Source organism: Streptomyces sp. NPDC089799, from assembly GCF_040684755.1.
In the GTDB taxonomy this organism is placed as follows: Bacteria; Actinomycetota; Actinomycetes; order Streptomycetales; family Streptomycetaceae; genus Streptomyces.
Genome location: NZ_JBFBGR010000005.1, coordinates 235,851 through 255,575 on the forward strand (window position 1 = coordinate 235,851; position 19,725 = coordinate 255,575).

The window sequence follows — 19,725 nt, forward strand, 5'->3', positions numbered from 1 at the left end:
GATTCGTGATGGTTCAGTGCGTGCGCCACCCCGCGAGCTCCTCGGCCCGGTGGGCCAGCCAGAGGTCGTGGCGGGCGCTGGGCGACTGGAGCAGGGACCGTTCCAGCAGCACCTCGATCCTGGTCAGCCGTTTGCGCACACCGGGTACGGAGATGCCGAGCGCGGCGGCCGCCGCGGCGAGTTGGGCGTCGTGGCGCAGCCAGGCGCGGACGGTGTCCCGGGCGCCGGGCGGGGCGTCGGGCCCGGTCAGCGGGGCCAGGTGGCGGCGGGCCCAGTCGGCCAGGTCGGGGGCGCGCAATACGTCGTCCAGCCCGGAGCCGGCCGGGCCGGACTGCCCGACCTCTCCCGACGCCCCGGCCGGTCCCGACGCCCCGGACGCGCCGGACGCCCCGGGCACGTCGGCCGATCCCGGCATCCCGGCCGGGCGCGGCCGGCCGCCCGTCAGGGACACGGCACCGGTCAGGGACCAGGCACCCGTCGGGGACCCGGCGCCCGTCGGGGACCCGGCGTCGCGCGGCGCGGACCCGGCGCGCGGTCCGCCGTCTGCTCCGGCGCCGCCCGGGGTCAGCCGGAGCGCCAGCGACAGCGCCGCCTGGTGCCCCAGCCGGGCGAGGTCCAGCCCGAGGATGTCCTCCACCAGCCGCAGCCGGGTGGCCAGCGTGTTGCGGTGGATCCGCAGCAGCCGGGTGGCGTGCGAGGTGAAGTTCAGCCAGGCGTGGGCGGTGGCCCGCAGCTCCTGGGCGCCCGGGTCCTGCGGGCGCCGGGGGGCGTACGTGTGCAGGGGTGCGAGCGCGGTTTCGGCCCACCCGGTCCCCGCGGTGTGCGCGGCCAGTTCGAGCTCCGGGCCGGGGCCGAAGCGGGCGTGCCGCCCGGCCCGCCCGCGCGCCACGGCCAGGGCGTGGAAGGCCTGGGAGTACGCCCCCGGGGCGTCCCGCAGCGCGGCCTCCTCGCTGACCCCGGTCACGCACTCGGGCGCGGCCGCGGCCAGCGCACCGGCCAGCGGGTCCTGGTCGGCGGAGACCGCCGCCGCGTCGGAGGGGACCAGGGCGATGAGATGGCGTACGTAGACCGGACAGCGCACCACCCAGGCGCGCCCGCCGGTCAGTTCCGCGCACAGCCGGCCCACCTCCTCCCGGGCCCCGGTGCGGCACTCGATCACGTACATCCGCATCGGGTCGGGCAGCGAGGGGGTGAGGGCCTCGGCCACCTGGTGGGCGGTGGACAGCCGTCCGTTCATCAGCAGGTGCAGCACGGCCTCCCGGGCCCGGGACTCCGCCAGCGCCACCCGTTCCTCGCGCCGTGCGGCCTCCTCGGCGCGCCGCACCAGGGCCAGCGGCACGGCCGCGTCCGCCAGCAGCGCGGGCGCGCCCGGCGGGTAGGGGCGGGGCAGTACGGCGGCCAGTGCGCCGCGCCCGTCCAGCGCGAACAGCAGGGCGGTGGCCGCCGGGCCGTCGACGACGGCGGAACTGACCTGGCGGGCGGTCAGCTCTGCGGCGGCCCGGGCGGCCAGCGCGGGCTCCGGCCCGGCCGGCGGACCACCGGCCTCCAGGACGCCGGTCCAGCCTCCCAGCCGGACGGAGAGCCAGCGCAGCAGCGCGGCCGAACCACCGGTGTGGGCGAGCCGGTGCACCTTGAGGACGTCGTCGGAGCGGTTCCAGGTCTGAATGACGGGGTCCCTTCGGATGGGGGGACCCGCCATTCAACACCGGGACGCACACTGTGCGCAGTGATACCCGTCTCGTTGAACCACTGGGCAGAACGAATCCTGCAACGAGCTGCGGAGCGGCCTAGGTTGGTGCGCGAGCGGTCGGGTCCCGGTGATCACGGGGGAACACCGGGGCCCGCCCTCCGACCGGGTCGTCACATGCGCGCGGCCGCGCTGCGGATCGCCTCGCGGATGCGGGGGTAGGTCCCGCAGCGGCAGATGTTCGCGATGGCGTCGAGGTCCTCCTCCGTCGGCTCGGTGGTCCGCTTCAGCAGGGCGACCGCCGCCATGATCTGGCCGGGCTGGCAGAAGCCGCACTGGGCGACGTCCTGTTCCAGCCACGCCTCCTGCACGGGGTGCAGCTCCTCCCCGTCGGCCAGCCCTTCGATGGTGGTCACCTCGCGCCCGGCGCACGCCGAGACGGGGACCACGCAGGGGCGGATGTCGGCGCCGTCGAGGTGGCTGGTGCAGGCCTTGCAGACGTCCACCCCGCAGCCGTACTTGGGGCCCCGGATGCCCAGGAGGTCCCGCAGCACCCAGAGCAGCGGCAGGTCGTCGGGCGCGTCGACGGTGACGTTCCGCCCGTTGACGGTGAAGGTGTGCGAGGGCACGGCGGGACTCCTGGATCTCGAACGGAGGTGTGGTCGGGGGATGTCGGGGGCGGGGGTCAGCGGGGGTAGGGCGTGAAGTCGACGTCGAAGTCGAGCGGGAAGCTGCGGGGCTTGGTCCCGGTGGCCCGGGCGTAGGCGTTGGCGATGGCACCGACGGCGGCGGGCACGCCGAGCTCCCCCGCGCCGCCCGGCTCGTCGCCGGTGGCGGGCATCACGATCACCCGCACCTCGCGCGGGGTGTCCTGCTGCCTCGCCCAGTGGAACTGACTGTAACTTCCCTCCATCGGGAGACCCTTGTCGATGTGCAGCCCGGCCCTGAGGGTGGTGGAGATCGCGTCGATCAGCCCGCCGGCCATCTGTGCCTCCAGGCCCCGCGGGTTGACCGGCAGGCCCACGTCCACCGCGATGACCGCCTTGGTGACGCGCACCCGCTCCCGGTCCCGGGCGTCGATCTCCACCAGGCAGGCGGTCCGGGACTTGTACTCCTCGTGGAAGGCGATGCCCTGGGCGCAGCCGGCCGGCATGGTCCGCCCCCAGTCGCCCTCGGCCGCGGCCCGCTCGAGCACGGCGCGCTGGGCGGCGGTCTTCAGGAACGTACGGCGGAACCGGTACGGGTCCTGGCCGAGCCGGGCGGCGAGTTCGTCGACCACGATCTCCTCGGCGCCCCGGGTGTTGGCGGAGTACACCGACCGCCAGGAGCCGGTGGGGATGCCGGTCGGCACCTCGGTCAGCGCCTGGGTGGTCAGGCCGAAGTGGTAGGGGGACTTCACTGTGGTCAGGAACAGGGTCTGGGCGAGGGTGGCGTTGCCGATGCCCAGCGGGAGGTGCGCGGCGGTGGCGGTGACGATCTCGCCGAGGCCGTGCCGGAAGTCGGTCTCCGCGGCGGCCACCCGGTGTTCAAAGCTCAGCACCTCGCCGAGGGCGTAGGTGGCCCGGATCCTGTGGTGGGTGGCGGGGCGCATCCGGCCGTGCCGGGTGTCGTCGACCCGGGTCCACATCAGCCGGACCGGACGCCCGCACGCCTTCGAGACCCGTGCGGCCTCCAGGGCGCCGTCGAAGAAGAGGCGCCGCCCGAAGGAGCCGCCGGCCTGGACCACGTGGACGGTCACCTTGCCGACGGGCAGGCCGAGTTCGGCGGCGATGGTCTGGCGGGCCACGATCGGGGACTTCAGGCCGGACCAGATCTCGGCCCGGTCCGCCCGTACGTCGGCGACCGCGCAGTTGGTCTCCAGCGGGGCGTGGCTGACGAAGGCGAAGTCGAACTCGGCGTCCACGTGGGGGGTGAGGAGCGGGGGGACGAGCAGGGGCGGGGTGGCGGCGCGGAGTTTGGCCCGGATCACGTCGTCGGAGAGGTGGTCCGCGGGTCCGGGGCCCCAGGTGACCCGGAGGGCGGCCCGGGCGTCGAGGGCCTGGCCGAAGGTCTCGGCGACGACGGCGACGCCGGTCGGGACGGTGACCACGTGGAGCACGCCGGGCATGGCCCGGACGGCCGCCGCGTTGGCCACGGAGACGACGGTGCCGCCGAGGGTAGGCGGGCGGCGCACCACGCAGGGCTTGGCCCCGGGCACGTCGAGGTCGAGGGTGTACTGCTGCCGGCCGGTGACCATGGCGCGGGCGTCCACCCGGGAGGTGGGCCGGCCGACGAGGGCGTGTTCCGCGGCCGGTTTGGGGGTGGCGCCGAGGACGATCAGGGCGGGGTCGGCGGCCGCCTCGGCGAATTCGCCGTAGGGGGCGCTGCGGCCGTCGGGGGCGCGGACGGTGCCGTTCGCCGTGGTCAGGCGGGACGGGGCGAGGTTCCAGCGGGCGGCGGCGGCCGCGACCAGCCGGGCCCGGGCGGTGGCGGCGCAGCGCCGGACCGGGTCGTAGAGCGAGCGGATCGAATTGGAGCTGCCGGTGAGCTGGTTGAAGAGCAGCTCGGGGCGGGCGTCGTCGAGTTCCACCCGGACCCGGTCCAGCGGGGAGTCGAGTTCCTCGGCGACGAGCATGGCCACCGCGGTGGTCAGGCCCTGGCCGACCTCCTCCCGGGGCAGCCGGAACCGGATGGTGCCGTCCGCCTCGACGGTGAGCAGGAGCAGCCCGGCCGTGGGCGCGCCGGCGAGGATGAACAGGTCGCCGAGGTCGATCAGGTCGGCGGGGGCGGGAAGGGTGGGGATCACCGCATGGGCCGGCTGCGGGACCAGGGCGTCGGCCCCGGCCCGGGTGGCGACCGCCAGGGTCGGCGCCGCGACCAGATAGGTGAGGAACGTGCGCCGGCTCTGTCCTGTCATCTGTTCTCCGCCTGTTGGGCCGGCACGTGCACGCAGGGAAGTGACGTGCGAGTATCAGCTGATTACCGGCACGTAGAGTAGCGAGCGCGGCGGGGCGCGGGGAAGCGGGACGGACGGATGTGACGGGGTCCCCCGTTCGGGGTGGTTATTCCGTGAACTCTCCAGGTCCGGGTGGGTCGTACAGCTCGCCCGCGCGTACGGGGCACCCGTTTCGGAGGGACGTTTTCCGGCCATGGGTCGACCATGGAAGGGAGAAGGAAGCACCCGGCAGGGAGGAGGCGCGACATGCCCGCGTTCATGGACGTGCACACCAACATGAAGGGCATCACCAAGGACCAGCTGATGGCCGCCCACAAGGCCGACCTCGCGATCGAAAGCGAACAGGGAGTGCACTTCAAGCAGGCGTGGGCGGACCCGGAGTCCGGCCACGTGTACTGCCTCTCCGAGGCCCCCTCGGCGGAGGCCGTCCAGGCGGTCCACCGGCGGACCGGGCATCCCGCGGACGAGGTCCACCCGGTTCCGATCATTGTCTGATCGCCACCTGACCATGGTCTGATCGCCGTCCGATCGCGTTCCGATGGCCGTCTGATCGGATCCGGTCCGCACCGACGGTTCCGGCCGGCCGCAGGGCTGGCCGGAACCGTTCGCACGCTTCAGCTCGACCGGAAGGCCCTTGACATATGCCAGGGGCAAGGCCTCAACGGATGTTGCCAAACGCCTTACAGGCCCTCCCGGCCTGTGCCACAGTCGTGACGAGTCCTTCCCCCAGACTTGGCCGTGCCGCGCCTGTATCGGAGTTCCCATGCCGTCGCACCTGTTCGCGGACCGTCCCGCGCAGCCGCCCCAGCCCGGGTCGGTGGACGCGCTGATCAAGCAGACCCGGCGGCTCCGCGGTGATGTGGACGCGGTGCGCCGCGACACCGTCGTGGACGAACACGACGCCCAGGGCCGCTGGCAGCGCGCGCTCTGCGACCTCGCGGTCCATCACCTCGACGACCTCGGCGAGCACCTCGGACAGCTCAAGGAGGGCATGCCCGCGGTGGTCGCCCCGGAGCACGAGGCCCTCCCCGAGCCGACGGGGTACGACCCGGGCACGGACCTGTCGCGGGTCGGCAGCGCCGAATGGAACCTGCTCACCGACGAGGTCACCTGGTCGGAGGAGCTCTTCCAGATCTTCGGCCGGTCCCCGGAAGCCGGGCCCCTCCCCCTCGACGAACTGGGCTCCACCCTCTTCTCCGAGGACCAGCCGCTGCTCACCGCGATGGTGACGGCCTGTCTGGTCGACGGACGCCCCATCGACGGCGAGTTCCGCATCGTGCGCACCGACGGCCGGGTACGGACCCTGCACATGCGGGGCGAACCGGCCCTCGACGCCGACGGCTGTACGGCCTCCATGTGGGCCGTGCTGCGCGACGTCAGCGAACTCCGCCGCAGCCAGCGCGCGGTGCGCGAGACCCGCGATTCGCTGCAACGGCAGCAGGAGATCGCGCGGACCGAGCACCGGCTGGCCGTAGAGCTGCAGGAAGCCGTGCTCCCCCCGTGGCGCGGCTCCCTGCGTTTCCCCCACGGCAGCACCGGCGCGCTCGACGTGGCCGCGCACTACATGCCGTCCGCGAGCAGCGCGCTGATCGGCGGCGACTGGTACGACGCGCTGGAACTCCCCGACCAGTGCTCCCTGCTGACGGTCGGCGACCTGACCGGACACGGCGTCACCGCCACCTCCGGCATGGCCATGCTGCTCGGCGCGCTGCGCGGCATGGCCATGGCCGGCATCGCGCCGGGGCCGCTGATGGGCTGGCTCAACCAGCTGCTGGAGACCTCGGTCCAGCCCGCGCTCGGCTCCGCCGTCTGCTGCCGTTACGAGCCGGCCGGCCGGGTGCTGACCTGGGCCCAGGCGGGGCACCCCGCCCCGCTCCTGTTCCGCCACGGCTCCGGACGCTCGCTGGCCTCACCGGAGGGCATCCTGCTGGGCGCCACCTCCGGGGCGGTCTACGGGCAGGCCGAGGAGCGGCTGGAGGTGGGCGACGTACTCGTGCTGCACACGGACGGACTGACCCCGCGCAGCATCGAGTTCAGCAAGTCCGACGGCACGGAGCGGCTGCTGGCCCTGGCACCGCGCTTCTCGGCCGCGAAGTCGGCCCAGGAATGCGTGCGCCTGGTCATCGAGGAGTTCGGCGAGGGCGAGCGCGAAGACGACGCGTGCGTACTCGTGGCCCGCATCGGCGCCTGACGCCTCCGGCGGGGCCCGCAGTCCGCCACCGCGTGAGTCTGCGAGCGTTGCGGGCACCCCCGCCACCTTGCGCGCGCCCCGCCGCCGTGCGGGCAGATCGTGCGCAGGGCCGCACGGCACCGAAGTGCGCGCCCGCGCTGTGAAACCCCGCCTCCGCGGGCCTCCGAGCCCGCGGACCGCACCGTCGAAGCCCCCGTAGCCCCCGTAGCCCCCGCCGAAGAACCCCCGTTCGTCCCCCCGTCCGGGCCGCGACCCGCTCAGATCTCCCCCCCGCGCGCCCCCGCCCCGGGACTCCCCGGCAGCGCCTGCGCGATCTCCGCCCGGAGGTCCTCGATCCGCCCGAAGCCGGCGTACTCTCCGGTCAGCCGGTACATCTCGCGCAGCCGGTCCCAGGTCCGGTGCGAAGAGGTCTCGTTCATGGAGACCAGGGCCAGCCGGGCGTACCGGTCGGCCTGCTCCGGGTCGTCGGCGATGAAGCAGGCCGAGGCCAGCGAGATGTAGTCGAAGATCTGCGACCGGTTGTGCCCGGTGCCGCGCAGCCGCAGCGCCTCCTTGGCGTGCCGGGCGGCGACCGGCGCCGCCGACGCGTCGTGGTCCGCCAGGGTGCGGTAGGCCAGCGCCTGCATCCCGTGCAGGTCGGCCTCGTCGAAGTGCTGCATCCAGGAGGGCGGCGGCACATCGCCCTTGTCGGACACGAAGAGGTCCTCCGCCTCGCCCAGCGTGCGCCGCATGGCCTGGCCCTTGCCCATGGCGGCCTGCGCCCACGCCTCGATGGTGTGCAGCATGGCGCGGGTGCGCGGCAGCGCCTCCTCGCCGGCCCCCGAGCGGGCCAGCTTCATCAGGTCCAGGGCCTCGTTCGGCTTGCCCAGGTGGACCATCTGGCGGGCGGCCCGGGACAGCGCCTCACCGGCCCTCGGCCGGTCCCCGCCCTCGCGGGCCGCGTGCGCGGCGATGACGAAGTACTTCTGCGCGGTCGGCTCCAGGCCCACGTCGTGGGACATCCAGCCGGCCAGGACCGCCAGGTTGGCCGCCACCCCCCACAGCCGCCGCTGCAGGTGGTCCGGGTGGTGGTACGCCAGCATGCCGCCGACCTCGTTCAACTGGCCCACCACGGCCTTGCGCTGCAGCCCGCCGCCTCTGGAGGCGTCCCAGGCCCGGAAGACCTCCACCGAGCGCTCCAGCGCCTCGATCTCCTGGGAGCCGATGGGCGCCGCCTCGTAGCGGTCGAAGCCCGCGGCGTCGGCGTGGTGGGAGTCGGCGAACCGGCCGGGGTCCCGGTCCCGCCGGGGTTCGGTGTGGAGCCAGTCGTACATGGCGTTGGTGAGGGCGGAGCCGCCGGTGAGCACGGCGCTCGCGCCCATCATCCCGCGTCGGTTGAGCATGAGGTCCATTCCCGTGAATTCGGTGAGGACCGCGGCCGTTCGCTCCGGCGCCCAGGGCAGGCCGTCGGGGTTCTCCTTCGCCCCGTCCGGCTGCCGTTTGGCGGTGCGCCGCTGCCGTACGAACCCGAGGTCCTCGATGGTCACGACACGACCGAGCCGCTCGGTGAACAGGGCCGCCAGTACGGTGGGCACCGGCTCGCGCGGGGTCTCCCCCATGTCGATCCAGCGCCGCACCCGCGAGGTGTCGGTGGCCAGCTGGTGGTGGCCCATGGCGGCCGCCTGCCGGTTGACCATCCTCGCCAGCTCGCCCTTCGACCAGCCGGCCAGGCCGAACAGGTCGTTCAGACGGGTGTTTGGTCCTCTGCTCACGTCAAGCCCCCAGGTTCTCGGCTGAGTTGACAGTAACCCCGGGTCAGATGCCGAGCGACTATTCGCCAGGGTTCGCCAGGGCACGCCCGATGTTCCGCCACCCGCGCCGGGGTGTCAGGTAGGAATGCGCCTCCCCGACCCGGTCCCCTGCCGCACTCCCCAGGGTGACGAGGGGCCGGGCGGGGCGGCGTACGCAACTCGTCGGCGCACGAAGGGATCCGTATCACTCATGTACGCAGCATCGTCCTCCGTGTCCGCCCCCGTCCGGCCGCACCGCACGCTCCAGGCGGGCGGCGGCCCGTACCTGGAACCCGGCCGCCCTGCGGTCCCGGCGCAGGGCGCCGTGCGGGCGCGGCGGATGCCGGGCACCGGGACCCAGCCGCTGAGCGGAAGAATCGACCTGTCGGGGCCGCAGGGTGCGCAACTGCGCACCGCACTCGCCTCGGTGCAGCGGATCTGTCCGGAGTTCGCGCCGGTGCAGGTGCTGCGCCGGAGCGGACGGTCGGTCCTGCTGGTCGGCACCACCGGGCGGGCGACCGCCGTGGCCAAGGTTTTACTGGACCACTCGCCGGAGTGGCGCGAGCGGTACCGGCACGAAATAGCTGCGTACCGGGCGTTCGTCCGGCACCGCCCGCCGGTGCGGGTGCCGAGGCTGATCGCGGCCGACCCGGAGAACTGCACGCTGGTGGTGGAGCGCATGGCGGGCCGGGTGGCCGCCCTGCAGCGACACCCGGTGGAGGCCCCGCCGCGGGCCGACGTACGGGCGGTGCTCGGCGCGGTGTGCCGGGTGAACCAGTGGCGTCCGCCGGGCGACCTGTTCGGCCGTCCGCTGGACTACGCCTCCCGGATCACCCGCTACCACGAGCTGGGACTGCTGACCGACCGGGACCTGGGCGACCTGCAGAAGCTGCTGCACGGACTGGCGGTGTCGGGTCCGCAGTGGCAGTTCAACCACGGTGACGCCCTGCTCTCGAACGTGCTGCTGTCGCCCGCCGGTCCGGTGCTGCTGGACTGGGAGCACGCCGGCTGGTACCTGCCCGGGTACGACCTGGCCACGCTCTGGACGGTGCTGGGCGACGCCCCGGCCGCCCGGTCGAGCATCAGCCGGCTGGCCCAGTCCCAGGGCACGGCCGCCCGGGACGCCTTCCTGGTGAACCTGATGCTCGTCCTGACCAGGGAGATCCGGATGTCGGAGACGGCGGTCCAGCGCTCGATGCTGGCCACCGCCCCGACGCAGCCGCTGCCGGCGGGTGCCCTGTCCTCCGGTGAGGAACAGCGCCTGCTGCTGCGCCGGCTGCACGACGACTGCGGTATGGCCCGCAGAGCGGTGCGGGCGGCGGTCGGCACCCGCTGACCGGTCCACCCCACGCCCCGCCCGCCCCGCACCGAGCCCCCGGGAGCTTTCCTCCGCCCGGGGGCTCGGTGGTGTCCGGGGTCCGGGTGGCGGCGCGGCTCAGCGGTGTTCGGGGTTGGGGAAGTCGAAGCGGCAGCCGGCGTCCCACTCCGAGCGCCGGTTGCCGTGGGCGGGGATGCCGCCGGCCCGCTGGAGCATCGCCGCGAGGTGCATCAGGTTCCACGACATGAAGGTCGTGTTGCGGTTGGTGAAGTCGTTCTCCGGGCCGCCGGACCCGGGGTCGAGGTAGGAGGGACCGGGTCCGGCCTCGCCGATCCATCCGGCGTCGGCCTGCGGCGGAACGGTGTAGCCCAGGTGTTGGAGGCTGTAGAGCACGTTCATGGCGCAGTGCTTGACGCCGTCCTCGTTGCCGGTGACGATGCAGCCGCCGACCCGGCCGTAGTACGCGTACTGCCCCTGCTCGTTGAGCAGGCTCGAACAGGCGTAGAGCCGCTCGATGACCCGCTTCATCACCGAGCTGTTGTCGCCCAGCCAGATCGGACCGCACAGCACAAGGATCTCGGCGGCCATGATCCGCGAGTACAGCACCGGCCACTCGTCGGACTCCCAGCCGTGGTCGGTCATGTCCGGCCAGACGCCCGTGGCGATGTCGTGGTCGACCGCCCGGATGAGTTCGGTGGTGACTCCGTTCGCCTCCATGACCGCGCGGCTGCGGGCGATGAGGCCCTCGGTGTTGCTCACCTCCGGGGAGCGCTTCAGCGTGCAGTTCACGAAGACGGCCCGCAGGCCGGGATACGCCTGCGGCCCGTCGGTGGGCGGTTCCTGATGCCGGTTCACGGCTCCAGCGTGGACCGGTGGCGGGGGTGCCGCCACTCGCGTGGGCCGGCCGGGCGTACCGGTCGTACGCCCGCACGCGCCTTGACTTCACATGATCCCCCGAACATTTTTCTGATTCAGCATCAGGTTCCCCCGACCCTGCCCCCTGCCCCCTGCCCCTGGAGGCCGCCATGTCCTCTTCACCCACCCGCCGTACGGTCCTGGCCGGGACCGGCGCCGGGCTGCTCGCCGCGGGAGTGCTGCCCTCCGGTGCGGCCCGCGCCGACGACGGCCCGCCGCTCGGCACGTATGACGTCGTCGTGGTCGGCTCCGGAGCGGCCGGCATGACCGCGGCGCTGACCGCCGCGAAACGGGGCCTCAGCGTGGTCGTGGTCGAGAAGGCGCCGACCTTCGGCGGTTCCGCAGCCCGGTCCGGCGCCGGCATCTGGCTCCCGAACAACTCGGTGATCCTCGCCGCCGGCGTGCCGGACACCCCGCAGAAGGCGGCCGCGTACCTGGCGGCGGTCGTCGGTGACGGAGCTCCCGCGGACCGGCAGGCCGCGTTCCTGGGCAACGGGCCGCGCATGCTGGACTTCGTGATGGCGAACAGTCCGCTGCGGTTCCGCTTCATGGAGGGCTACAGCGACTACTACCCGGACCTGCCGGGCGGGCTGCCGAACGGCCGCTCGATCGAACCCGATCAGCTCGACGGGAACCTCCTCGGCACCGAACTGGCCCGGCTGAACCCGGCGTACATGCCGGTGCCCGCCGGGATGGTGGTGTTCAGCCAGGACTACAAGTGGCTGACGCTGGCGGCCGTGAACGCCAGGGGTGCGGCCGTCTCCGCCGAATGCCTGGCGCGCGGCGCCAGGGCGGCGCTGTGCGGGGAGAAGCCGCTGACCATGGGGCAGGCCCTGGCGGCGGGCCTGCGGGCCGGGCTCCAGCGGGCGGGCGTCCCGGTGTGGCTGGAGTGCCCGCTGGTCGACCTGGTCCTGGAGGGCGGGGCCGTCACCGGCGTGGTGGTGGAGAAGGCCGGCGTACGGGGCGTCGTACGGGCCCGGCGCGGCGTGGTCGTGGGCTCGGGCGGGTTCGAGCACAACGCGGAGATGCGGGCCCGGTACCAGCAGCAGCCGATCGGCACCCAGTGGTCGGTGGGCGCGAAGGAGAACACCGGGGACGGGATCCGGGCCGGGGAGCGGGCGGGCGCGGCGCTCGCGCTGATGGAGGACGCCTGGTGGGGCCCGTCGATCCCGCTGCCCGGCGAGCCGTACTTCTGTCTGGCCGAGCGGACCCTGCCGGGCGGGCTGGTCGTGAACGCGCGGGGCACCCGTTTCGTCAACGAGGCGGCCCCGTACAGCGACGTGGTGCACGTGATGTACGAGAAGGACCGGGGAGCGCCCGGCTCGCACATCCCGGCGTGGCTGGTCGTCGACCAGAACTACCGCAACAAGTACCTGTTCAAGGACGTGCTGCCGACGTTCGTGTTCCCGGATTCCTGGTACGCGTCGGGCGCGGTGAGGAAGGCGTGGACCTGGGACGCGCTGGCCGGGCAGATGGGGGTGCCGGCCGCCGCCTTCCGGGCGACGCTGAACCGCTTCAACGCGCAGGCGTGGAACGGCTCCGATCCGGACTTCGGGCGCGGGGACACGGCGTACGACCACTACTACACGGACCCGGGGGTGTACCCGAGCTCCTGCCTGGCCCCGCTGTGGGCGCCGCCGTTCTACGCCTTCCGGATCGTGCCGGGCGACCTCGGCACGAAGGGCGGGATCGTGACGGACGCCCGCGCACGGGCGCTGCGGCCGGACGGCTCGGTGATCCGGGGGCTGTACGCGGCGGGGAACGCCAGCGCGGCGGTGATGGGGCACAGCTACGCGGGGGCGGGGTCGACGATCGGGCCCGCGATGACGTTCGGCTACGTCGCGGCGAACGACATCGCGGACTCGGCCGCGTAGCCACCGGCGACCGTCCGACCTGCTCGGCCCGGCCGACGCCCTCGGCCCGGACGGCCCGGCCCGGGCTAGCCCTGCTGGAAGAGCTCGGCCGGGAGCGGCTTCAGCAGCGCGTAGAGGTCGTCGGTGATCGGCCGGTCCCAGCTGGCGATGGTGACCAGCACGTTGTCGCTGCGGTCGAACTGGACGCAGCTGATCCGGGACTCGGAAAGCTTGATCCGGCGGACGATGAGCAGGTTGTCGCCCTGCATGACCGGGCAGTCCTCCACGCCGGTGACCTCGACGTCCTCGTCGTTCTCCAGGGCGTCGAGGAGCTGGGCGACCTCGAAGGGGACCTGCTTGTCGGCGAGCTCCCGGGCCGGCGAGCCCTCGGGCAGGTTGCCGATGATCATCGCGGGGCCGCGGCCGCCGAAGAGGTCGTAGCGGAGGAAGACACCCTGGCAGCTGCCGTCGGCGGCGGGCAGCAGGCCGGCGCCGAGGTTGCCCGGCCAGTCCCCCGGATCCATGGCCAGGACGTCGAAGTCCGGGCCTGCGGGTGTGGCGGCGCGGTGGCGGCGGAGGAAGGACATGCGGCAATGGTACGTGGCCGCGTGGGTTTTTCCGGCTCGGGGGCCCCTTCCGGTCCGGCCCCGGGGGTGCGGCCCCCGGGGCGGGTCAGGGCCGGAGGGCGGAGGGGCCGGTGCAGGTGGCGCCCAGGGCCCGGACCCGGGCGCGGAGCTCCCGGTCGGCCGTGACCACGACGCAGCCCCGGCCGGCGTACTCGGCGGCCAGTTCGACGATGCGGTCGTCCCCGCTGCCGGGCGCGCTGTCCACCCTGACGCCGGGGACGGAGACCACGCCGCGGGCCGCCCCCTCGACCACCAGGACGATCTCGGGGGTGGTCCCGGGGGTGCCCTCGGGGACGCCGCCGGGCAGGGTTCCCGGCGGGGCGGCGGCGAGCCGGTCGCGGAGGCGTTCGGCGGCCCCGCGCCGGTCGCGCCACCAGCCGTCCGGGACGGAGCCGACCACGTTGGCGCCGTCCACGATCAGTACGCTGCGCGTGACGTCCCTGTCCGTCACGTCCTTGTGCGTCACGTCCTTGTGCGTCACGTCCCTGCGCATCCTCTCCTCGCCGTGCCCTGTTCTTCCCCCGCCCGGCTCAGACCGGGGGGACCAGCTCGAAGTACCGGTCGACGAGCCGTTCCTCCCCGGTGACCGTGAGGGCGCCGGCGGGGACGCGGTGCCACAGGAAGAGCATCAGGTCGGAGGCGCTGCCGGCGAGCTCCACGGCGGCCTGCCCGTCGGGGGCGAGCCGCACCTCGTCGCCGCGGAACTCGACCGTCCAGTCGCCCGGTCCGTCGGTCCGGCGGAACCGGTAGCGCTCCCCCTCCCCGGGCGGGACCGGCTGCATGGCGCGCCGTCCGGGGGCCATGGCCTGGATCGTCTGGAGGACCGCGTCGGCCGCCAGCGCGGGGTCGACGGGGGCGGGCTCGCCGATCGCGCCCTCGGCGTCCCAGCGGTGCACGGCTGCTTCGATGGTCTGCATCCGCAGCCAGAAGGCGGCGGTGTGCTCGGCGGGGTCCGGGTGCCAGGTCCAGACCGGCAGGTCCGGGTCGGTGGCCCGGAACAGCTCCGCGAGGTCGGCGGCTCCCTCGGTGAACCATTCGGTGAGCTGCGGCGGGGCCGGGGCGAGGTTCGGCGCCCGTTCGGGGTTCGGCCAGGCGGCGAGGACGGCCGGGTCGGAGGGCAGGCCGTACAGGGCGAGGTCGCCGTGATCGGGGCGCTCGGTCAGGGCACCGCGCAGGATGTGGGCGACGTAGCGGTGGACGCCGCCGAGGTGTCCGACGAGGTCGGCGACCGACCAGCCGGGGCAGGACGGGACCGGCTGCGCGGGCCCGCCCCCGTCGAGCGCCCGGTGCGCGGCCCGCTCGAAGGCGGCGACCTCACGCCGGAACGGGAGGACGCGGTCGGTGCCGGTGGCGTGCGTGGTCTCCTCGTGGTCCGCGGCCTCCCCTGCTGCTGCGGTCTCCCTGATGTCCGTACGGTCCATGGGGTCCATGGGTCCACTCTGCCAGTCCGGCGCCGTGCTCCGGCAGGTCACCCCTTGCGCAGCAGGCGGTATCCGAGCGCGGGGGCCAGGCGCAGGACCGCGTGCAGGAGCTTCACCCTGCCGATGCGGATCTCCGCCGTCTCACGGAGGATGCCGCGGATCACTGCCGCTGCCGCGTCCTCCGCGCTGATCTTGCCGCGGCCGCGCCCGCGGGTCATGTCGGTGTCGACCAGCGGCAGCACCGCGTCGATCACGCGGACCGGCGACGAGGCGTCCTCGCACTGGTAGCGCAGGGCCCGGGTGAAGGTGCGCGCGGCCGCCTTGGAGGCGCAGTAGACCGGCGCGGATGCCTTGGGGGCGAGCGCCAGGCCGGAGGTGACGTTGACCAGGACGGCGGATTCCTGGCGGTGCAGGTGCGGCAGGAGCGCCGTGGAGAGGGTGATGACGGAGTCCAGGTTGACGGTGAGCTCGCGGCGGACCGTGGAACGGACGGTCAGCGGGTCGTCCCGGAGGAAGTCGGTGTGCTCCTGTACCCCGGCGTTGTTGATGACCACGGAGAGCTGCGGATGACGCTCCGGCAGTTCCGCGGCGAAGGCGTCGACCGCGTCCGGGTCGGTGAGGTCGAGGGTGTGGGTGCTGACCCGGCCGGCGTGATCGGCCGCGAGGGTGGCGAGCCGGCCGGGGTCGCGGCCGACCGCCACCACGTGGGCGCCCTGGGCAACCAGTTGCCGGGTCAGTTCCCGGCCGACGCCGCGGGCGCCTCCGGTGACGAGGACGGTCCTGCCGGTGAGGTTCATGCCGTGGCCTTCGCGATCGGGTGGGGGGTGCGGACGAAGGCGGCCCGGTAGGCCGCCGGGGTGACGGCGGTACGCCGTTTGAAGTCGCGGGTGAAGTGCGACTGGTCGGTGTAGCCGCAGGCGAACCCGACGATGCACAGCGCGTGCCGGGTGTTGATGAGGAGGTTCGCGGCGGCCTCGGCGCGGGCGGTGGCGACCAGCCCGCGGAATCCGCCGGCCGGATGGAGCCTGCGCTGGAGGGTGCGGGAGGACATGCCCAGGCCCGCCGCGAGGCTGTCCAGGCTCCAGCGGTGCCCCAGGTCCCCGTCGAGCAGCCGGCGGGCGCGGGAGACCGGGTCGTCGGAGAGCCGGGCGGGCCCGCCGGGCCCGGCCGGCGGGCGGGCCGCTGCCGCGTCGGCGGCCGTCCAGGTGAACCGCCAGTCCGCGAGGTCCGCTCCGTGCGCCGGGAGGGTGAAGGCGCCGTCGGCGTAGACCGTTGCGCGGGCCCGGCCGGGGATGGCGGGTCCGGCGGTGACGGTGACGTCCCGGAGGCCGGCGGCCGCGAGCAGCTCGGTGAGCACTCCGAGGACGAGGGCGTCGGCCGCGGGTTCGGGCGGTGAGCCGGGCGGGCCGGTGTGCCGGGCGCGGATCTCCCGCTCCCCGGACTCGTCGGCTTCCCCGGACTCGTCGGCTTCCCCGGACTCGTCGGCTTCCCCGGATCCGTCGGCTTCCCCGGATCCGTCGACTGTGCCGAACCCGTCGACGACGACGCGGTTCCGGGATCCCGTGAACCGTTCCAGCCGGCCCCAGCGTTCGAACAGGTCGGCCGGGGTGCTCGCGTGGAGGAGCGCCGAGACGGCCGGGTCGGATCCCATCAGCGGCAGTACGCGCCCCACCCTCAGCAGGGGCAGCAGCCCGTGGCGTGCCGCGATGTCGGTCAGGTAGCGGTGTTTGGCCTCGAAGGGCATCCGGGCCCCGGTGACCGTTGGTGCCACGGTGGTGATGCCGTCGCCTGCGAGTGCCCGCTGCACCGCCGTGACCAGCGTGGAACTCCCGTATTCGCGCATGCTCTTCTTCCCCGTCGTCCTCTGACGGGGAAGACGTTAGGGGCGGTGCCCGCCGGGCGTCTTGAACGTTCACGCCATGGACGGCCGGGCCGGGGCGGGGCGGCCACGGCGGACGGGCCGGGCCCGCCACGGCCGGGCGGGCCGGTCGCTCAGGGGCGGGCGGATCCCGCGCCGGCGGCGGCGAGGGCTTCGGCGAGGCCGGCCCGGTCGGTGCCGAGCTTGCGGTAGACGACCGAGAGCGCGGCGTCGGCGGGGCGCTGCGGGTGGTCGAGGATGACCAGGGGCGGCGGGGTGGTGCGCACGGCGAGTTCCGCCACCGCCCGTTCGGCCTCGGTCAGCGCGTCCTCGGCCGGTCCCTCCCCGGCCGGCGGTCCGCCGGGCGGGGCGCCGCCGAGGCGGAGGAGGGTGCTCGTGGCCTCCGCCACCAGGCCGTCGGCCCCGCATTCGCGGGCGGTGACCACGGCACGGGTCAGGACTTCGGTGTCGCCGAGTGCGGTGCCGAGTTCGGCGAGGGAGCAGGCCAGTTCGTACCCGGCCGGGGAGGCGGCGAGCAGCTGGACGGATTCGGTCAGCAGTGCGACGCGTTCCGCGGCCGGGGCGACCTCGGCGGCGTAGCGGAGGGCCTGGCCGATGGCGGAAGGGGCGCCGAAGGCGCGTGCCCTGCGCAGGGCTTCGGCGGTCAGGGCGCGGGCCCGCGCCGGGTCGTCCGGCGCCACCGCGCGGGCCAGGTGGAGGCGCCAGGGGCACCAGGACGGGTTCTGGATGCCGCGCGGGGTCAGGCGCCGGTCCACCGCCTCCAGTTCGGCGGTCGCGGCCTTGCGGTCGCCGCGGGCGAGGAGCAGTTCGGCGTAGACGGTCTGGGAGTCGGGGAAGACCACGGCGGCCGGGAAGGGTTCCCCGTACTCGTGGTCCCGGGCGAGGTCCCATGCCTCGTCGGTCCGGCCGCGGGCGAGCAGGATCTCGATGAGGATGGCGACGGCGTACCAGTGGACGGGGGTGCGGCGGCCGACGCGCTCGGCGAGGCTGAGGCCGGCCCGGGCCAGTTCCTCGGCTTCGGCCAGCCGGCCGCGCCGGAAGCGGATGTAGGCGTGCAGGCCGTAGGCGAATGACAGGTGGGCGCCGCGCCAGCCCTGGCGTTCGAACTCGGCGGTGCCGGCTTCGAAGAGTTCCTCGGCGCGGCCGGGCCGGTCGGCGTAGAGGTGGGTGAGGGCGACGAGGACGGGGACTTCGAAGCCCCGGTCCTCCTCGGCCCAGCTGAACCGGTCGCCGAGGGCGCGGCGGGCGTGGTGGAGCACCACGTCGACGGGTTCGCCGCGCAGGGTGGCGTCCCAGGCGCGCAGGCCGATGACGTAGCGCTCGGTGAGGTCGCGGTCGGCGAGGCGGTGGAGGCGGCGGGAGCGGGCCGGGGAGTCGGGTTCGTCGGAGCGGAAGGCGTCCCACATGAACTGTTCGGAGGTCAGGCGGAGCCGGCCGCGGGAGTCAGGGGTGTGCGGGATCTCGGCGGCGAGTGCCTCGGAGGCTTCGGCGAGGCGGTCGCTGTGGGCGAGGACCTGGGCGAGCCGGATGACGATGCCCTGGCGGAGGGCGGGGTCGTCGAAGGGCTCGGCGAGGGCGGCGCGCAGGTGGTTGACGGTGGTGGCGGGCTCGGTGAGCAGGGAGGCGCAGCCGAGTTCGTAGAGGACGGCGGCGCGTTCGCCGAAGTCGGGTGGTTCGAGGAGGGCGCGGGCGAGCTGGCGGCGGGCGGCCTCCGGGGCACCGGCGCGAAGGTTCTCGCCGGCGGCTTCGCGGAGGGTGCGGACGACCCACGGGTCGCTCTCCGGGTGCGTTTCCAGGAGGTGCCGGGCGGCGGCGGAGGACCCGAGTCCGGCGTCGACGACGGCGGCCGCGGCCTTGCCGTGCAGGGCGGTCCGGAGGGCCTCCGGGATGGACCGGTAGAGGGCGGTGGCGATGAGCGGGTGGACGAATTCGAGGCCCTCGCCGTCCTCTCCGGCGGCGGAGAGGATACGGGCGGCGCGCAGCCGGACGGTGGCGGAGACCGCTTCGGCGGTGCCGAGGGCGGCGACCCGGGCGGCGATCTCCTGCGGGATGGCGGTGCCGAGTACGGCGCAGGCCCACGCGAACCGGACGGTGGCGGGGCCGAGGCTGTGCAGGCGGGCGACGAGTCCGTCGCCCTGCTGGGCGGCGGCGAGGTCGCGGAGCAGGGGTGCGCTGGATTCCACCGGGGCGAGGGAGCGGTCGCGGACCTTGGCGGTGAGTTCGACGGTCTCGAAGGGGTTTCCGGCGGTGACGGCCCAGGCTTCCCGGCAGAAGGCTTCGTCGGCGTGGGCCCCGACCGTTTCCCTCACCAGGGTGCGCACGGCGTCGGCGGTGAGGGGCTCCAGGGAGAGGGGGCGCTGTCCGGCGCGGCCGGGGAGCGTACGGAACGCCTCGGCGTGGGCGGGGAGTTCGTCGGGGCGGTAGGCGACGACGAGCAGCAGCGGGAGGTGTTCGGCGCGCGGGGCGAAGGCGGCGAGCCAGCCGAGGGATTCGGGGTCGGCCCAGTGGGCGTCGTCGAGGACGAGGACCATGGGGGCCCGCTGGACGGCGAGGTGGGTGAGGACCCAGTCGAGGCCGTCGCGCAGGCCCTGGGGGTCGGGCGGGGCGCCTTCCTCGGGGGCGCGCAGCCCGAGGGCGGGGGCGACGATGGCGTACCAGGACCCGAGGGCGGAACGGAGTTCCTCCTCGTTGGTGCCGGCCAGCTGGGGCTGGAGCAGCTGGCGGGCGACGTGGAAGGGCTGGCTCTGCTCCTGTTCGCCGCCGCGGGCGGAGAGCACGGTGCAGTGCCGGACGTGGGCGCGGCGGCGGAGTTCGGCGAGCAGGGTGGTCTTGCCGAGTCCGGCCGGGCCGGAGAAGGCGAGCAGTGCTCCGCCTCCGTCGGCCGCGGGGCCGGTGAGCCGGTCCAGGGCCTCGTCGACGGTGGCCAGTTCGGCCTCGCGTTCGAGCATGGTGCGCCGCATGTGCGTCCGGCGGTCCGTCATCGCTGGTTAACCCCCCGGCCTGTTCGGAGGTTCAGCGTACGCCCGCGCACGCGCGGGTGGAGCCATCTGTCCGTGAAAGATCGGATCTTCACCTGACAGGCGGGTGAGGCGCGTACGCTGCCGAGACGCGCGGGGCGGGAATCGACGTGG

The 19,725-nt window shown here is 74.3% G+C and carries 15 protein-coding genes; 4 read left to right on the forward strand and 11 right to left on the reverse strand.

Translation table 11 applies throughout. The annotated features are described in order from the left end of the window. Nucleotides 1-13: 13 nt before the first annotated feature. The 3 genes from AB0O36_RS07095 to AB0O36_RS07105 form a co-directional block, all read right to left on the reverse strand. Nucleotides 14-1,699, reverse strand: a complete 1,686-nt coding sequence (locus tag AB0O36_RS07095; RefSeq protein WP_365105233.1) for a helix-turn-helix domain-containing protein — start codon at nucleotides 1,697-1,699, stop codon at nucleotides 14-16. A gap of 161 nt (nucleotides 1,700-1,860) precedes the next feature. Further along, entirely contained in the window at nucleotides 1,861-2,316 is a 456-nt protein-coding gene (locus tag AB0O36_RS07100; protein WP_365105236.1) for a (2Fe-2S)-binding protein, read from the reverse strand. Nucleotides 2,317-2,372: 56 nt separating this feature from the next. Then, complete coding sequence (locus AB0O36_RS07105; protein ID WP_365105239.1) at nucleotides 2,373-4,583, reverse strand: molybdopterin cofactor-binding domain-containing protein; 2,211 nt, start codon at nucleotides 4,581-4,583, stop codon at nucleotides 2,373-2,375. A 285-nt stretch (nucleotides 4,584-4,868) separates the two neighbouring features. Here AB0O36_RS07105 and AB0O36_RS07110 point away from each other — a divergent pair, with 285 nt between their 5' ends. Both AB0O36_RS07110 and AB0O36_RS07115 read left to right on the forward strand, forming a co-directional pair. Then, nucleotides 4,869-5,117 (forward strand): SCO4226 family nickel-binding protein, encoded by a 249-nt coding sequence (locus AB0O36_RS07110; RefSeq protein ID WP_365105241.1) that lies wholly within the window; start codon nucleotides 4,869-4,871, stop codon nucleotides 5,115-5,117. Between the two features lie 268 nt (nucleotides 5,118-5,385). After that, nucleotides 5,386-6,813, forward strand: coding sequence for a SpoIIE family protein phosphatase (locus AB0O36_RS07115; RefSeq protein ID WP_365105244.1), 1,428 nt, complete (start codon nucleotides 5,386-5,388; stop codon nucleotides 6,811-6,813). A gap of 257 nt (nucleotides 6,814-7,070) precedes the next feature. Here the strand turns inward: AB0O36_RS07115 and AB0O36_RS07120 are convergent, their stop codons facing one another. Then, a complete protein-coding gene (locus tag AB0O36_RS07120) occupies nucleotides 7,071-8,564 on the reverse strand; it encodes a hypothetical protein (protein WP_365105247.1) in 1,494 nt (497 codons plus the stop codon). 229 nt (nucleotides 8,565-8,793) lie between these two features. On the opposite strand from AB0O36_RS07120, the gene AB0O36_RS07125 reads away from it, so the two are divergent. After that, nucleotides 8,794-9,918 (forward strand): aminoglycoside phosphotransferase family protein, encoded by a 1,125-nt coding sequence (locus tag AB0O36_RS07125; RefSeq protein ID WP_365105250.1) that lies wholly within the window; start codon nucleotides 8,794-8,796, stop codon nucleotides 9,916-9,918. Between the two features lie 99 nt (nucleotides 9,919-10,017). Here AB0O36_RS07125 and AB0O36_RS07130 read toward each other — a convergent pair whose 3' ends face one another. Further along, complete coding sequence (locus AB0O36_RS07130) at nucleotides 10,018-10,755, reverse strand: flavodoxin family protein (RefSeq protein ID WP_365105252.1); 738 nt, start codon at nucleotides 10,753-10,755, stop codon at nucleotides 10,018-10,020. 170 nt (nucleotides 10,756-10,925) lie between these two features. Between AB0O36_RS07130 and kstD the strand changes: the two genes are divergently transcribed. Beyond that, nucleotides 10,926-12,689 carry a 3-oxosteroid 1-dehydrogenase gene (gene kstD / locus AB0O36_RS07135; protein WP_365105254.1) on the forward strand — a complete coding sequence of 588 codons (1,764 nt, stop codon included), beginning with the start codon at nucleotides 10,926-10,928 and terminating at the stop codon, nucleotides 12,687-12,689. A gap of 65 nt (nucleotides 12,690-12,754) precedes the next feature. On the opposite strand, the gene AB0O36_RS07140 is transcribed toward kstD, so the two are convergent. From AB0O36_RS07140 to AB0O36_RS07165, 6 genes are all read right to left on the reverse strand, one after another. After that, on the reverse strand, nucleotides 12,755-13,255 hold the full coding sequence (locus AB0O36_RS07140; RefSeq protein ID WP_365105257.1) for a hypothetical protein: 501 nt from the start codon (nucleotides 13,253-13,255) through the stop codon (nucleotides 12,755-12,757). 85 nt (nucleotides 13,256-13,340) lie between these two features. Then, complete coding sequence (locus tag AB0O36_RS07145) at nucleotides 13,341-13,775, reverse strand: NTP pyrophosphohydrolase (protein WP_365105259.1); 435 nt, start codon at nucleotides 13,773-13,775, stop codon at nucleotides 13,341-13,343. A gap of 49 nt (nucleotides 13,776-13,824) precedes the next feature. Beyond that, nucleotides 13,825-14,724 (reverse strand): maleylpyruvate isomerase family mycothiol-dependent enzyme, encoded by a 900-nt coding sequence (locus AB0O36_RS07150; RefSeq protein WP_365105261.1) that lies wholly within the window; start codon nucleotides 14,722-14,724, stop codon nucleotides 13,825-13,827. Nucleotides 14,725-14,762: 38 nt separating this feature from the next. Beyond that, complete coding sequence (locus AB0O36_RS07155; RefSeq protein ID WP_365105263.1) at nucleotides 14,763-15,512, reverse strand: SDR family NAD(P)-dependent oxidoreductase; 750 nt, start codon at nucleotides 15,510-15,512, stop codon at nucleotides 14,763-14,765. Then, nucleotides 15,509-16,558, reverse strand: a complete 1,050-nt coding sequence (locus AB0O36_RS07160; protein ID WP_365105266.1) for an AraC family transcriptional regulator — start codon at nucleotides 16,556-16,558, stop codon at nucleotides 15,509-15,511. Before AB0O36_RS07160 ends, AB0O36_RS07155 begins: the two co-directional genes overlap by 4 nt. A 149-nt stretch (nucleotides 16,559-16,707) precedes the next feature. Next, complete coding sequence (locus AB0O36_RS07165) at nucleotides 16,708-19,575, reverse strand: AAA family ATPase (RefSeq protein ID WP_365105269.1); 2,868 nt, start codon at nucleotides 19,573-19,575, stop codon at nucleotides 16,708-16,710. Between the last annotated feature and the right edge of the window lie 150 nt (nucleotides 19,576-19,725).